Source organism: Streptomyces sp. BL1, assembly GCF_057628045.1.
Window position 1 is genome coordinate 4,553,176 of record NZ_JBXYWZ010000002.1, and the last position, 13,782, is coordinate 4,566,957.

Below are 13,782 nucleotides of genomic sequence, written 5' to 3' on the forward strand. Positions count from 1 at the left end.
AGAAACCCCCACCCCGCACGTCTCCCGGATACCCCCGCTGCCCAGCGCGCTCGCCGGCCCGGCCCGTCCTGAGTCAAGGACCCGTATGGATTCCGCTTCCGGCGCCAGGAGGGCGCCAAGGTCTCGGCCTCCTCGCGTTCTCCGGCGGCTTCCGGCGCCACACTCACGGTGAAGAGATCAGCAGGAGGCGGTCCCCATGCCGGAAACCCACCGCAGCCTGGCCGGTGACCTGGCGCTGCCGTGCGCCTACGCGGTGTCGGCGGTGCTGATCGCCGCCCTCAAGCTCGCCGGAGGCCTCACCCATCCGACACTGGCGCTGTCCCTCTTCGCCACGCTCACCGTGTGGACGGCGGCGCTGGCCGGGCCCCGCAGGGCGTTCGGCGCGGCCCTGATCTGCTGGCTGTTCCTCGACGGATTCGTCATCAACCGGATGTCCGACCTGGGTTGGGCCCCCGTGGACAGAACGGCCCTCGCCGCGCTGCTCGCAGCGGCCGCGCTGGGCGCCGGCGCCTCAGCCGCCACCCGCTGGAAGCGAACCCACCTGCGATGCGCCCCCGTAGAACACCCCACCTCTCACGCACCCTCAACACCCCACGAGCGCACGGAACATGACCGCGTTAACTCTCCGGGCCGAAACGAGGCCGCCCCGCTCACGGCAGCACCCAAGGCTGTCCGTTATCGTCGGGTTTAGGTGCATAGGGAATCTTCGCGAATTCACCGGCGCTTTCTCCCTGGACGGCCTTTTGGGGGCATCGGTTCCACCCGCATCCGGTGATTCGCATCACGTTATGCGGCGTCAGTTCCCGGGCCGCCTCCGCTCATTTCCCCGCCACCCGAGGAAAGTTGGGCCGGAGAGCCGTGATGGGAATTCCCGGATATCCGTCTCCGCTATCCGCCGACAGGGCCGGAAAGGGGAATGCGGGCCTTGTTTCCCGCCGTATTTCTCGCCTACGTTCAGCCTCATCCGGGCGGAACGCCGAATCCTGCCGCCGTCCGGTCACCGCACCCATTCCCCACCACGTACGGCAGGAGCGGGGGAACCGCGCAGACCGCCGGTCCGGAACACGGAACGGCTAGGGGTGAAGCCGTGAGACCGCGGCCGGGCAGCTCCAGCCCGAACCCGACAGCTCACCTCGCAGGCGACGGAGAGGAACGCACCATGCCCGCACGAGGCAAGCACCGTCGTCCCAGGCCCGGGTTCAGGAACGGCCGTCTGAACCGCGGTTTCGTCGTCGCCGGAACCGGCGGCGCCGCCCTCGCGCTGCCGGCGATCGGCGCCGCGTCCGCCCACGCCGCGCCCGCGCAGACCGCCGCCAAGCCCGCGGCAGCCCAGACCGCGGCGTCCAAGCAGACGGCCGCGCAGACCGCCGCCTCCGCACGCTCCGGTTCCCCGACTTCCGCGTCCGGAAAGGGAGTTGCCGCGCAGCAGAACCGTGCCACGACGTATTCCGTGGCGCTGGGGGATTCCCTCCAGAAGATCGCCGAAGAACATTCCGTTCCCGGCGGCTGGAAGGAGCTGTACGAGGACAACCGTGCGGCCGTGGGTGGAAATCCGGAGATGATCCACCCCGGGCTCAAGCTGACGATCGGAGCGAACTCCGGTGAGCAGTCGGGGGTTTCGGACGCGTCGGCCGAGAAGCGTGCCGACAGGAGCGCCGAGCGGCCCGCGGCGTACGCCGACAACCTCGACGGCTGGATCAGGGAATCGCTGGACATCATGAAGCGGCACGGAATCCCCGGCACGTACGAGGGAATCCACCGCAACATCATGCGCGAGTCCGGCGGCAATCCGCAGGCCACCAACGGCTGGGACTCCAACGCCGCCGCCGGTACGCCCTCCAAGGGCCTCCTGCAGGTCATCGCGCCGACCTTCGAGAGCTACCACGTGCCCGGCACCGCGCAGGACAGCCTCGACCCGGTCGCCAACATCACCGCCGCGTGCAACTACGCCGCCGACCAGTACGGCTCCATCGACAACGTCTCGGGCGCCTACTGACCGCCGCGGCCGGCCGCTCACGGTAACCGGCCGCTCGTACAGACAGACCGAAGGGCACCTCCCGCTCCGGGAGGTGCCCTTCGGCCTGCTGTACCGGGGGGGCGACGGCTCCGCGGACCGTCCCCGCGCAGCCGTATCCGGACAAAGCCCCAAGTCGTGACATTACACAGTGAGTTCTGTCGCATGGCCGTTACAACGGACACTCTGGACAGAATGCACTCGGCCTTGCGAAGTTTGGAGCCTGTTCAACGGCCCGTGTCCCGGCCGCAGCCCCGTGGACACCGCGCCCCGGAGAACGGGCAGCGCAGCACGGGGAAACGGGCAGCGCGTCACGGGGGAACGGACAGCGCAGCAGCACGGGGAACGGAAACTGGGGGAGCGGTCGTCCATGCGAGCCAAGCGGCCCAATCGGTCCATGCGGTCCATGCGGTCCAAGCGGGCCACGCGAGTCGAGAACAGTGAGCCACACGCCTTACGGGTCCGCGCCACAGCCGGCGCGTTCCTCGCCGAGTCCCCGGAAGGGCGGTCGAGCTGAAGTGGACATCACGATCCACAGAACCGACGAGCTGAGTACGTCGCTCCGCCGGGCCTGGCACGGGGCGATGGACGAGTCGCCCGAATACGCCAACCCTTTTCTGGCACCCGAGTTCGCGGCCGGAGTCGGCATACACCGGAGCGGGGCGCGGGTGGCGGTTCTGCGCGAGGGCGGAGAGCCGGTGGGCTTCCTCCCGTACGAGCGCAGCGCGTTCGGCGTCGGCCGGGCCATCGGGCTCGGTCTCTCCGACTGCCAGGCCCTCGTGCACCGGCCCGGCGTCACCTGGAACACCCACGAACTGCTGCGCGCCTGCGGGCTGTCCGTCTTCGAGTTCGACCACCTCGTCGACGCGCAGAAGCCCTTCGGCCCGTACGTGACGGGAACGTTCGCCTCGCCGGTGGTCGACCTGGCACCCGACGAGGACGACAACACCCCTGATTCCGGCGGCAGTTACGCGGACTGGCTGCGCGGCGCGTACCCGGGGCAGGCCAAGACGACCCTGAAGAAGGAACGCCGCCTGGCGCGCGACGTGGGCGAGATCCGGTTCGTCTTCGACGAGCGCGATCCGCGGATGCTGCGCAGACTCATGAGCTGGAAGTCTGCCCAGTACCGGCAGACGGGACGGATGGACCGGTTCGCGCGGCCGTGGATCGTCGACCTGACGGACCATCTGTTCCAGGTCCGCGAGGAGCACTTCACCGGCGTGCTGTCCGTGCTGTACGCGGGCGACCGCCCGGTGGCCGCGCACTTCGGACCGAGGTCGCGTACGGTGCTCGCCGCCTGGTTCACCACGTACGACCCCGAGTTCCACCGCTACTCGCCGGGCCTCATGATGCACCTCCGCATGATCGAAGCGGCGCGCCGGAACGGCATCCACCTCATCGACTTCGGCCGCGGCGAAAAGGAGTACAAGGACTGGCTGAAGACCCGCGACCTGCACGTGGGCGAGGGCTTCGCGACCCGCCCGCACCCGGTGTCGGCGGCGTACCGCACGTGGCGCCGCCCGGTACGCGGCCTGCGGAACACGGTCCTGGCCCACCCCGCCCTGCGCGAACCGGCAGACCGCCTCCTCAAAACAGCCGCCACCCTCCGCCCCACCCGCCGTACAGACTCCAACTGACCGCCACCGCCCCGCCATTGCCCGCACGGCCCTCGTCTTCCCCGGCTGCCTCACCAACTCAGGAGGTTGCGGGGCTGGTTGAGGCGGAGCTCGGGCCAGGCAGATGACCGTGCGGCGACGTCTTGGCGAGCCGTGAGGCCAATACGCTCGTGACAGAACGGAGACGAGGCGGAGGACCGCCTGTAACTCGGTGCGAGATACAAATACTTCCGACCACATGCACCGCGCTACTCATGGGGGAACACCGTGAAGTACACCCGCACCACCGCTTTCGCTGCCATCAGCGTCGCCGCCGCCCTGTCGCTCACCGCCTGTGGCAACGACGGCTCCGGGACGGACACGTCCTCCAAGGGCTCGTCGTCCTCGTCTTCTTCGCCCTCGGGCGGTGGCTCGAAGTCGGAGGGCGGTTCGGGCTCCGGCGGTTCGGGCTCCGGCGATTCGGAGGCGAGCAACGCGAAGTCGGGCTCCGGTGAGGACACCGAGGCCCGCGCCGACGCCGCGAACGGTGCGACGAAGACCGGCGGCGGCAAGGACAAGTTCTGCAAGACGGAGGACCTGGCCATCGACGCCAAGGACGCCGCGCCCGACGCGGACTCCGGCAGGATCGACATCACCATGGTCAACCGGGGGTCGACCACCTGCTCGGCGACGGGCTTCGCGGGCGTCGACATCAAGGACGCCGACAAGACCTCGAACCCCGTCGAGCGCGGCCAGGCCCAGCCGCGTATCACCAACCTGAAGCCCGGCGACGCCGCTGTCTTCAACCTCGCCTACGACATCGACAAGAGCGGCGAAAGCCTCTCGCACCCGACCAACATCCAGGTCACGCCCCCGAACGAGACCCACGCCGTGAGCCTGAAGTGGCCCGCGGGCGCGGGAGCCATCAAGGGCGCCTACACCGACGTCCAGGTCTACCCCACACACACGACCGAGTAGGACGGTGCGCGGCACGGGCGTGCGATCCTCCTCGTCGCTGCCGAAGCCCCGGAGCTGTTCATCGCTCCGGGGCTTCGCAATGGTTCAGGAAGTCTCCCTGGGGTGTTCGGCCAGCTCACGCGCTGCTTGAAGTGCGCCTGCTGTGAGCTGTTCCTTGGAGACGGTCCAGCCTTCATGCCAGTCGTCCAGCTCACTGGCGTACTTGACGATCTGCTGGAGTTCTTCGGGATAGCCGAGCGGTGATGCTGCTTCCATCCAGATCAGGTCAGCACCCCACCCCGGGTCCAAGGAGCCGTCAACGATCTGGTCAGCCAGCCAGTAGGCATGAGCCCAGCAGAACGCGGAGCGGTCTGCCGGCGCTTCGAACCCAATGCCCAGTTCTTCCACGAGACTCTCGAACAGCTCCGGCGCCTCAAGTTCCTCGCAACGTCCGAGGCCGGCCAGGAGCGGGAGGGACGGAGCCTCGACTCCGGCGAGGAGCGCGTCCAGAGCCGCTTGGATGAGTCGTCCGGAACCGACGTACCAGCCGAAGGCACGCGACTGCACAAGAAACCGCAGCCGGCCCAGAGCCTCGTCCTCGCCCATGTTCCACCGCACCCCAGCACCGTTGATGTCAGCTGTGGATGTCAAAGGTCCCCAACCATGACCGGCTGGGGACCTTTCCACTGGTGCCCCCGGCAGGATTCGAACCTGCGACACCCGCTTTAGGAGAGCGGTGCTCTATCCCCTGAGCTACGGAGGCGGGGCCGGCGGAGACGCGCGGCCGGGGACAGCCTACCGGGTGTGGGGGGTGGTTGTGGATCGGGTTCCGGAGTGTGGCGCGGGGCGGTGTCCGGGGGAGCCGGGGTGGGGCGGTGGGGGTGAACTCCGTAACGGAGTGGCCGTGTTGGGGTCAGGCGAAGCCGGTGACGGGGACCTCGATCAGGGCCGGGCCCGTGGCGCGCTCCGTCGCGGCGTGGCGGAGGCGTTCCCCCAGGGCGTCGGGGCCGTCGGCGTGGTGGGCGGGGACGCCGTACCCCGTGGCGAGGGCCCGCAGGTCGATGCCCGGGAGGTCGAGCCCGGGGACATCGGGGGTCTGTTCGAAGTCGGCGAAGGACTTGAGGACCGCGTACTCGCGGTTGCACAGCACCACGAAGGTGACCGGCGCCTTCCACTGCGCGGCCGTCCACAGCGCGGGGACGGCGTACTGTGCCGAGCCGTCGCCGATGACCGCGATCACGGGCCGGTCGGGCCGGGCCAGCGCGGCGCCGACGGCCGCGGGAAGGCCGAAGCCGAGGCCGCCGCCGGTGGTCATCAGGAAGGACTCCGGCGCGGTGACGGGGACGTGCCGGCGGAACGCCTTCAGGTTGGACGGGGACTCGTGCACCCACAGGGTGTCCGGCGGCGCGTGCTCGCCGAGTACGGCCATCGCCGTGTCGGGCGTCATCGCCCCGGAGGGCGACCCTGAGGCCGAACCCGCAACCTCCCCGGACCCGGACCCGGACCCGGCGCCCGTACCGGAGCCGGACCCCGCGCCCTCCCCGGCCCCGTGCCCCGCCCCCGCGTCGCCCACCCGCCCGCCGGGCCCTTCCGGGAGGCGGTCCAGGAGGTGTTCCAGGGTGGGGCGCAGGCCTGCCACCAGGGCGTCCCCGACAGGGGCGCGCGCCGCCTCGTCGGGGTCGCTCGTGAGCTGGACGAGCTCCGCCCCGTCGGGGAGGAACGGCCCGGGCTCGTACGGGTAGTAGCGGAACACGGGCGCGCCGACGACCAGCACCAGGTCGTGCCCCGTGAGCGCGGCGGAGAGGGAGGCGATGGAGGAGGGCAGCTCTCCCCGGTAGAGGGGGTGGTTCTCGGGGAAGCCGACGCGGCCCTCGACGGGTGAGGCCCACACGGGCAGCTCCAGCCGTTCGGCGAGCGCGACGGCGGCGTCCCAAGCGCACTCGGCGTCCACGGCGCCGCCCGTCACCAGTACGGGGTCGGCCGCCGCCGACAACCGGGCCGCGAGGGCGGCGACGCTCCCGTCGTCGGCGGCCGTGTCGCCGCGTACGACGCGCCGCGCGGCCTGCCGGGCCGCGGCGTACTCGGCGCCGGTCAGTTCCACGTCGAAGTCGTCCATGGGCAGCGAGACGAACACCGGCCCGCGCGGCGGGGTTTCGGCGATCTGTACGGCGCGGGCCAGCGCGGCCGGTACGTCCTGCGGGCGCGGCGGCTCGTACGCCCACTTCACCGCGGGCCGGGGGAGGGGCGCCGGCCCGGTGTTCGTGAGCAGCGCCTCCAGCGTGATCATCGGGCGTACCTGCTGGCCGGCGGTGACGAGCAGCGGCGTGTGGTTGTGCGCGGCGTTGACGAGGGCGCCCACCGCGTTGCCCACGCCGGGCGCGGTGTGCAGATTGACCAGCGCGGTGCGGCCCGCCGCCTGCGCGTATCCGTCGGCCATGCCGACCACGACGGCTTCCTGGAGGCCCAGGACGTACGTGAAGTCCGACGGGAAGTCGCGCAGGAACGGCAGCTCGGTGGAGCCGGGGTTCCCGAAGACCGTCGTCAGCCCGCGCGCCCGCAGCAGATCGAACGTCGCCCTCCGTACGGTCGGCGCCCCTGACGTACGTGAGGCCTCCGCCGTACGGGAAGACCCCGCCGTACGGGAAGACCCCGACGTACGCGAGGTGTCCGCGGTATGCGAAGTGCCCGCCGCGTCGGGCGAGTTCGAGGAGGAGCCTGTCGTGGCCGGCATGTCGTCGCTCCCGCAGGGGTCAGGCGGCGAGGCCGCTCTTGAGGGCCGAGGTCATGCGGACGACGCGTTCGGCCTGGACCCGGGCGGCCTTGCGCGAGGTGTCGTCCACGGGGTTGCTGCCCTGCCCGTCCACGTGCGACGTCCCGTACGGGTTGCCGTCGGTGAACTTCGAGGGGTCGGTGTAGCCGGGGGCCACAGTCAGACCGCCGAAGTGGTGAACGGTGTTGTAGAGCGCGAGGAGGGTCGACTCCTGGCCGCCGTGCAGTGTGGCGGAGGAGGTGAAGCCGCTGTAGACCTTGTCCGCCATCCGGCCTTCGGCCCAGAGCCCGCCGAGCAGGTCGATGTACTGCTTGAGCTGCGAGGACACATTGCCGAAGCGGGTGGGGCTGCCGAGGATCAGCGCGTCGGCCCAGTCCGCGTCCTCCGGGGTGGCCTCGGGGATGTCGGCGGTGGCGCGGGCGTTCGCCGCCCAGGCCGGGTTGGAGTCGATGGCGGCCTGCGGGGCGAGTTCGGTGGCGCGGCGCAGCCGTACCTCGGCTCCGGCCTGCTCCGCCGTCGCGGCGATCTCTTTGGCGAGAGCGGCGATGGTGCCGGTCGACGAGTAGTAGATGACGGCGACCTTCACGGGGGCTGAGGGGGCCATGGGGCGCTCCGTTCTCCGGGAAATCCCCGGGAATCTCCGGGGTTCTCTGGGTGGCTCTCCGGGTTCTCCGGGGGATCCGCAGGGGGCGTGGCCCGGCCCGGCGGAACTCCGGACAACCCGGGGGAAATTTTCATATGCGTCACGATTGTCCGTTCTTGGGGGAGGTGGCGCAGGTCACATCCCGGAGGCGAAATAAACGGGGATCCCCTCCCCGTTTAAGCCCGTGTCGCACAAAGCGGGGAACTCTTCCCCGCTTCGATCCGGACCGGACGGCAAGGAGTCGGGACATGGGCAGCAGCACCGCCACCGAGGGCGCTCAGCGGAAGGCCGCCCCCAAGGGGCGCGCGGATGCCGCGCGCAACCGGGAGCGGATCGTCGCCGCCGCCCGCGAGGCCTTCGTCGTACAGGGGCCGGACGTGCCGCTGGATGAGATCGCCCGCGCCGCGGGCATCGGCAACGCGACGCTCTACCGGCACTTCCCGGACCGTGACGAACTCGTACGCGCCGTCGTGCTGGCCGTCACGGACCGGATCACGGAGCGCGCGCAGGCGGCGCTCGAAACACTCGACGCGCTCGCCGCGCCCCGTACGCAAGGCGCACCCGGCGAGGACGCGGCGGACCCCGAAGGGGAGCCCGTAGGGGGCCCCGGAGCGGGTGCGGAGTCCGACGCCGGGTTCGACGCGGTGCGCGGGTTCGTCAGCGGCGCGGTGGAGGAGCGCATCGGCGCGCTCTGCCCCGTGCTGTCCCGGCGATTCAACGAGGACGACCCTCAACTTCTCGAGGCGCGCACGCGTCTTGAGGACCGTACGGGGGAGCTGGTGCGGCGTGCCCAGGAAGCGGGGCATCTGAGGCCCGACATCGCGGTCGGGGATCTGATGGTCGCGCTGAGTCAGCTCACCAGGCCGCTGCCGTGGACCGGCAGCGCCGAGATCGGACGCTTCATCGAACGGCACGTGCAGCTCTTCCTCGACGGGCTCCGCGCCCCGGCAAGGTCCGAACTGCCCGGCCACGCCGCCACTTTGGAGGAACTCCGGAAGCGCTGCTGAGGCGCTGCCGATCCGACTTCGACTCCGTTCCACCCGGCTCCGCCCGGAGCCGGACACCGCGCCCCGGCCGGAACCCATCAACGACCGGCGCGACAACGACCGGCGCAGCAACAACCGGCCCAGCACCGGCCGGCGCGGCAACGGACCGCCCACCACCGGTCCGTCCGCCAATGAACGGCGCGGCAACACCGGTCACGACAACGACCGGGCCACTGACGACCACTGAACCACCGAGGGTGTGCGTCCCCGCACGCCCGCCATGATCCCTTTTCTGATACTTCGCACCGTGAGGTAGGCACACCCATGCCGGAAACCGTCAGCGAGACCGGAGGAACTCCCGCCTCCCGGCTCGATCCCCGGCGCTGGAAGGCCCTGGCCTTCATCGCCATCGCCCAGCTGATGGTCGTGCTCGACGCGACCATCGTGAACATCGCACTGCCCTCCGCCCAGGCCGACCTCGGGATATCCGACGGCAACCGGCAGTGGGTCATCACCGCGTACGCCCTCGCCTTCGGCGGGCTGCTGCTGTTCGGCGGCCGGATCGCCGACCTGTGGGGGAGGCGGCGCACCTTCATCACCGGACTGATCGGCTTCGCCGTCGCCTCCGCGATCGGCGGCGCCGCGGTCAACCAGGGCATGCTGCTCGGTGCCCGCGGACTGCAGGGCCTGTTCGGCGCGTTGCTCGCGCCGGCCGCGCTGTCGCTGCTCACGGTGATGTTCACCGACGGCAAGGAGCGCGCGAAGGCCTTCGGCATCTACGGCGCGATCGCCGGCGGTGGCGGCGCCATCGGCCTCATCCTCGGCGGCATCCTGACCGAATACCTGGACTGGCGCTGGACGTTCTTCGTCAACATCCCGTTCGCCGCGCTCGCCGCCGTCGGCGCGCTGCTGGTGATCCGTGAGCCCGCCGCCGCGCGGAACCACTCGACGCTGGACATCCCCGGCGTGGTGCTCTCCACGCTCGGACTGGTCTCGCTGGTCTACGGGTTCACCCGCGCCGAGGCGCACGGCTGGGGCGACAGTGTCACCGTCTCCCTGTTCGTCGCGACGGTGGTGCTGCTCGGCGCGTTCGTCGTCGTCGAGTCGAAGGTCCGCGCTCCGCTGCTGCCGCTGCGCGTGGTCACCGACAGGAACCGGGGCGGCGCCTATCTGTCCCTGGGACTGGCGATCATCTCGATGTTCGGGCTGTTCCTCTTCCTGACCTACTACCTGCAGATCGTGAAGGGGTACTCGCCGGTCACCACAGGACTGGCCTTCCTCCCGATGATCGCGGGCATGATCACCGGCTCCACCCAGATCGGGGCCCGGCTGATGACCCGCGTGCCGCCGCGCCTGCTGATGGCGCCCGGCTTCCTGCTCGCGTCCGTCGGCATGCTGCTGCTGACCCAGCTGCAGACGGACAGTTCGTACGCGGGCCTGATCCTTCCCGCGCAGCTGCTGCTCGGCCTGGGCATGGGCACCGCGTTCATGCCGGCCATGTCCCTCGCGACGATCGGGGTGCGCCCGCAGGACGCGGGTGTCGCCTCCGCGATGGTCAACACCTCGCAGCAGGTGGGCGGTGCGATCGGCACGGCCCTGCTCAACACCATCGCGGCGAGCGCCACCACGACGTACGTGGCCGCGCACGCGGCGGAGGCGGCGACCGGCGGCAAGGCAGCGCAGAAGCTGCTCGTCCTGGAGAGCATGGTGCACGGCTACACCTCCGCCATCTGGTGGGCCGTCGGCATCCTGCTCGTCTCCTCGGCACTCGCCTTCACGCTGGTGACCACCCGCGGCACGGCGGGCGGCAAGGAGTCCGGCGCCGCCGAGGACAGCGACAGCGGTACGGGCGAGGGCGAGGCCGACCCGGTGCCGGTCATGGCGCACTGACGCACTGACGGGGCCGGCCACGTAACGGCGGGACCGGCCCGGTCACGACGTACCGGCAGAACGGCACGAGCGGCAGAACGGCACAAGCGGTCACACCGGCCGCACCGCGTCACGGCAGCGGGCGGGCACGCGCAGGGGGCGTGCCCGCCCGCTGCCGCACGTACGTCCCCGGTGCAAGGGGTCGGGCGGACGGTGTGAGTTACAGCTCCTTCTCGTACCACTCCACATCGTGGAACCTGCCGAATTTGCGGCCCACTTCGTGGTGCGTGCCGATGTGCCGGAAGCCGAAGCGCCGGTGCAGCCGTACGGACGCCTCGTTCGGCACGGCGATGCCCGCGTAGGCGCGGTGCAGGTCATGGCCCTCCAGCGCGGCGAAGAGCCGCTTGTAGAGCAGCGTGCCCACGCCGCGTCCGCCCGCGTCGGGCGCGAGATAGACGCTCACCTCGACCGAGGTGTCGTACGCGGCCTTCGGGCGGAACGGGCTGCTGGTGGCATAACCCAGCAGCCTCCCGGGAACGCGGTCCGCCGTCCGGGTTGCGTTCTCCCGCGCAACCATCAGACGGTGTGGACCGTCTTCTCCATGGGAGAGCAGCCAAGGACGTCGCTCTCGCGGGGTGAACGGTTCGACGTCGAAGGTGATCGGCGTCTCGCGGACGTAGTGGTTGTAGAGGTCTGTCAACGCCTCGAGATCCGCCTCGCCACCGGCCCTGATCACGGTTTCCACGTGCTCCGTCACAGCCGCCCCTTCGTCGATGGCGGCACAGGGTACTGCATGATCGGGAAAAAGTTGCGCGAGTTGGGAATTCTGTCCGGATTCCCCTCGTTGAATCCATCGGATGAGGGCACCCGACGCGGGTGTCCGACGTAGCCACCGACCAGATTTGAGTCCACTCGCAAGGGAGCACGCATGGCAACCCGTGCCGTCGCCCGTCGTCAGGCCACCGCCACCGGGGTCAATGACACGGCCAGCAGTGTTCGCACCGCAGGCAGCGAAGTCGCGGACCGCGACCTGGTCGGCATGTATCTCGACGAGATCGCCCGCACACCGCTGCTCGACGCGGCGAAGGAGGTCGAGCTCTCCCTCGACATCGAAGCGGGTGTCTACGCTCGCCGGATCCTCGACGGCGACGAGCAGCCCGTGTCCGCGGACGCCCCCAGCGCGGGCGCGTCCCGTGAGGAGCTGGAGGCGGTCGTCGCCCAGGGCGAGCGCGCCAAGGACGTCTTCATCCGCTCCAACCTGCGGCTCGTGGTGGCCGTCGCCCGGCGCTACCCGCGCAGTGGCCTGCCGCTGCTCGACCTGATCCAGGAGGGCAACGCGGGTCTGGTGCGCGCGGTGGAGAAGTTCGACTACACCAAGGGTTTCAAGTTCTCGACGTACGCGACGTGGTGGATCCGGCAGGCCATCACCCGTTCCATCGCGGACCAGTCGCGGACGATCCGGCTGCCCGTCCACCTGGTCGAGGAGCTCGGCCGGATCCGGCGCGTGCAGCGCGAGTTCAACCGTGAGAACGGCCGCGAGCCGGAGCCGGAAGAGGTCGCGAAGGAGCTGAACTCCACGCCCGAGCGCGTCGTCGACGTGCTGGACTGGGCGCGCGACCCGGTCAGCCTCAACATGTCCGTGGACGACGAGGGCGAGACGCAGTTCGGCGATCTGCTGGAGGACACCTCGGCCGACTCCCCGGAGCAGTCCGTGCTCACGGTGCTGCGCCGCGAGGAGCTGGACGACCTGATCGGCCGGCTCGACAACCGCACCGCCTCGATCATCAAGTCGCGGTACGGCATGGTCGACGGCCGGGAGCGCACGCTCACCGAGGTCGGCAAGCAGCACGGCCTCACCCGTGAGCGGATCCGCCAGATAGAGAAGCACGCGCTGCTGGAGCTGAAGAAGCTGGCCCGCGACACGGGCTTCGACGAGGCGGCGTGACCGCGCGCTCCGCGCGGTAACCGCCGCCTCCCCGAGACGAGCCCCGACTCCTTCCCCCGAGGGTCGGGGCTCTCTGCTGTCCGGGTGCGGGCCCGGCGCTCGGCGGTGATGTCTGGTTGCTTCCGTGGGCATGCCCGGGTGTGTTTACTTTTCCGTCTCGCAGTCTTAACGTGAAGGCGAAACCACAGGACCGGGCATCGAACGGACACGGATCCACATGTACGCACCGGAGCGTCAGCAGGAGATCCTCCGCCTCGCGCGTGAGCGGGGCCGGGTCGAAGTGCCTGCTCTGGCAGCCGAGTTCGAGGTCACGGCGGAGACCGTGCGCCGCGATCTGAAGGCCCTCGACAGGGCCGGGCTCGTCCGCCGGATGCACGGCGGGGCCATACCGGCCGGGCAGCTGGACTTCGAGCCCGACCTCACCCAGCGCGAGACTTCGGCCACCGACGAGAAGGACCGCATCGCGCGGGCCGCCGTCGAGGAGCTGCCCGCCGAGGGCAGCGTGCTGTTCGACGCCGGCTCGACCACGGCGCGGCTGGCGGCCGGCATCCCCCTCGACGCCGATCTGACGGTGGTCACCCACGCCCTGCCCATCGCGGCGCGGCTCGCCGACCACCCCGGCATCGACCTGCACGTCGTCGGCGGCCGGATACGGCACCGTACGCGCGCCGCCGTGGACGCCTGGGCGCTGCGCACCGTCGCGGAGATCAACGCCGATGTCCTCTTCCTCGCCACCAACGGATTCTCCGTGGACGCCGGGCTGAGCACCCCGGACCTCGCGGAGGCGGCCGTCAAGCGTGCGCTCATCGCGGCAGCCGGCGGCCCCTCGGCCGCGGGCCGCGGGCGCGTCGTCCTGCTCGCGGACTCCACGAAGTTCGGGCAGGCGCACTTCGCGCGCTTCGGCGACCTCTCCCAGGTCGACCTGCTCATCACGGACACCGGCCTCAGCCCGGACGACGCCCGCGCCATCGAGCGCGCGGGCACGCACGTAAGGCGCGTTTGA

General features: G+C 70.6%; 12 protein-coding genes, 1 tRNA gene and 1 riboswitch. Of the genes, 8 read left to right on the forward strand and 5 right to left on the reverse strand.

The window, feature by feature from the left end:
* Positions 1-196 precede the first annotated feature (196 nt).
* From AC3AGO_RS20100 to AC3AGO_RS20115, 4 genes are all read left to right on the forward strand, one after another.
* Entirely contained in the window at positions 197-691 is a 495-nt protein-coding gene (locus tag AC3AGO_RS20100) for a hypothetical protein (protein WP_487821608.1), read from the forward strand.
* A 302-nt stretch (positions 692-993) separates the two neighbouring features.
* A riboswitch (cyclic di-AMP (ydaO/yuaA leader) is annotated at positions 994-1,157 on the forward strand.
* A 2-nt stretch (positions 1,158-1,159) separates the two neighbouring features.
* Positions 1,160-1,996: a transglycosylase SLT domain-containing protein gene (locus AC3AGO_RS20105; RefSeq protein ID WP_487821609.1), complete on the forward strand. Its 837-nt coding sequence runs from the start codon at positions 1,160-1,162 to the stop codon at positions 1,994-1,996.
* A 536-nt stretch (positions 1,997-2,532) separates the two neighbouring features.
* On the forward strand, positions 2,533-3,651 hold the full coding sequence (locus tag AC3AGO_RS20110; RefSeq protein WP_487821610.1) for a GNAT family N-acetyltransferase: 1,119 nt from the start codon (positions 2,533-2,535) through the stop codon (positions 3,649-3,651).
* 246 nt (positions 3,652-3,897) lie between these two features.
* The gene (locus AC3AGO_RS20115; protein WP_487821611.1) at positions 3,898-4,587 is read left to right on the forward strand and encodes a DUF4232 domain-containing protein; all 690 of its coding nucleotides are present in this window, start codon (positions 3,898-3,900) and stop codon (positions 4,585-4,587) included.
* 84 nt (positions 4,588-4,671) lie between these two features.
* Here AC3AGO_RS20115 and AC3AGO_RS20120 read toward each other — a convergent pair whose 3' ends face one another.
* The 4 genes from AC3AGO_RS20120 to wrbA all read right to left on the reverse strand — a co-directional run bounded on the left by AC3AGO_RS20120 (position 4,672) and on the right by wrbA (position 7,940).
* Positions 4,672-5,172, reverse strand: a complete 501-nt coding sequence (locus tag AC3AGO_RS20120) for a hypothetical protein (protein ID WP_487821612.1) — start codon at positions 5,170-5,172, stop codon at positions 4,672-4,674.
* 81 nt (positions 5,173-5,253) lie between these two features.
* Positions 5,254-5,329 (reverse strand) — tRNA-Arg (locus AC3AGO_RS20125).
* Between the two features lie 150 nt (positions 5,330-5,479).
* Positions 5,480-7,297: a benzoylformate decarboxylase gene (mdlC, locus tag AC3AGO_RS20130; RefSeq protein WP_487821613.1), complete on the reverse strand. Its 1,818-nt coding sequence runs from the start codon at positions 7,295-7,297 to the stop codon at positions 5,480-5,482.
* A gap of 19 nt (positions 7,298-7,316) precedes the next feature.
* On the reverse strand, positions 7,317-7,940 hold the full coding sequence (wrbA, locus tag AC3AGO_RS20135; RefSeq protein WP_487821614.1) for an NAD(P)H:quinone oxidoreductase: 624 nt from the start codon (positions 7,938-7,940) through the stop codon (positions 7,317-7,319).
* 287 nt (positions 7,941-8,227) lie between these two features.
* Here wrbA and AC3AGO_RS20140 point away from each other — a divergent pair, with 287 nt between their 5' ends.
* Both AC3AGO_RS20140 and AC3AGO_RS20145 read left to right on the forward strand, forming a co-directional pair.
* A complete protein-coding gene (locus AC3AGO_RS20140; RefSeq protein ID WP_487821615.1) occupies positions 8,228-8,986 on the forward strand; it encodes a TetR family transcriptional regulator in 759 nt (252 codons plus the stop codon).
* Positions 8,987-9,289: 303 nt separating this feature from the next.
* Positions 9,290-10,855 carry an MFS transporter gene (locus tag AC3AGO_RS20145; protein ID WP_487821616.1) on the forward strand — a complete coding sequence of 522 codons (1,566 nt, stop codon included), beginning with the start codon at positions 9,290-9,292 and terminating at the stop codon, positions 10,853-10,855.
* Positions 10,856-11,054: 199 nt separating this feature from the next.
* Here the strand turns inward: AC3AGO_RS20145 and AC3AGO_RS20150 are convergent, their stop codons facing one another.
* Positions 11,055-11,591, reverse strand: a complete 537-nt coding sequence (locus AC3AGO_RS20150) for an N-acetyltransferase family protein (RefSeq protein ID WP_487821617.1) — start codon at positions 11,589-11,591, stop codon at positions 11,055-11,057.
* Positions 11,592-11,762: 171 nt separating this feature from the next.
* Here AC3AGO_RS20150 and AC3AGO_RS20155 point away from each other — a divergent pair, with 171 nt between their 5' ends.
* Positions 11,763-12,779, forward strand: coding sequence for a sigma-70 family RNA polymerase sigma factor (locus AC3AGO_RS20155; protein ID WP_487821618.1), 1,017 nt, complete (start codon positions 11,763-11,765; stop codon positions 12,777-12,779).
* A 217-nt stretch (positions 12,780-12,996) separates the two neighbouring features.
* Positions 12,997-13,782, forward strand: a complete 786-nt coding sequence (locus AC3AGO_RS20160) for a DeoR/GlpR family DNA-binding transcription regulator (protein WP_487821619.1) — start codon at positions 12,997-12,999, stop codon at positions 13,780-13,782.

What these genes read in the sequence shown, in the direction of transcription:
- mdlC (WP_487821613.1), bottom strand. Translation starts at nt 7,297, where the DNA reads ATGCCGGCCACGACAGGCTCCTCCTCGAACTCGCCCGACGCGGCGGGC.
- AC3AGO_RS20100 (WP_487821608.1), top strand. Translation starts at nt 197, where the DNA reads ATGCCGGAAACCCACCGCAGCCTGGCCGGTGACCTGGCGCTGCCGTGC.
- AC3AGO_RS20160 (WP_487821619.1), top strand. Translation starts at nt 12,997, where the DNA reads ATGTACGCACCGGAGCGTCAGCAGGAGATCCTCCGCCTCGCGCGTGAG.
- AC3AGO_RS20120 (WP_487821612.1), bottom strand. Translation starts at nt 5,172, where the DNA reads ATGGGCGAGGACGAGGCTCTGGGCCGGCTGCGGTTTCTTGTGCAGTCG.
- AC3AGO_RS20145 (WP_487821616.1), top strand. Translation starts at nt 9,290, where the DNA reads ATGCCGGAAACCGTCAGCGAGACCGGAGGAACTCCCGCCTCCCGGCTC.
- AC3AGO_RS20105 (WP_487821609.1), top strand. Translation starts at nt 1,160, where the DNA reads ATGCCCGCACGAGGCAAGCACCGTCGTCCCAGGCCCGGGTTCAGGAAC.
- AC3AGO_RS20140 (WP_487821615.1), top strand. Translation starts at nt 8,228, where the DNA reads ATGGGCAGCAGCACCGCCACCGAGGGCGCTCAGCGGAAGGCCGCCCCC.
- wrbA (WP_487821614.1), bottom strand. Translation starts at nt 7,940, where the DNA reads ATGGCCCCCTCAGCCCCCGTGAAGGTCGCCGTCATCTACTACTCGTCG.
- AC3AGO_RS20155 (WP_487821618.1), top strand. Translation starts at nt 11,763, where the DNA reads ATGGCAACCCGTGCCGTCGCCCGTCGTCAGGCCACCGCCACCGGGGTC.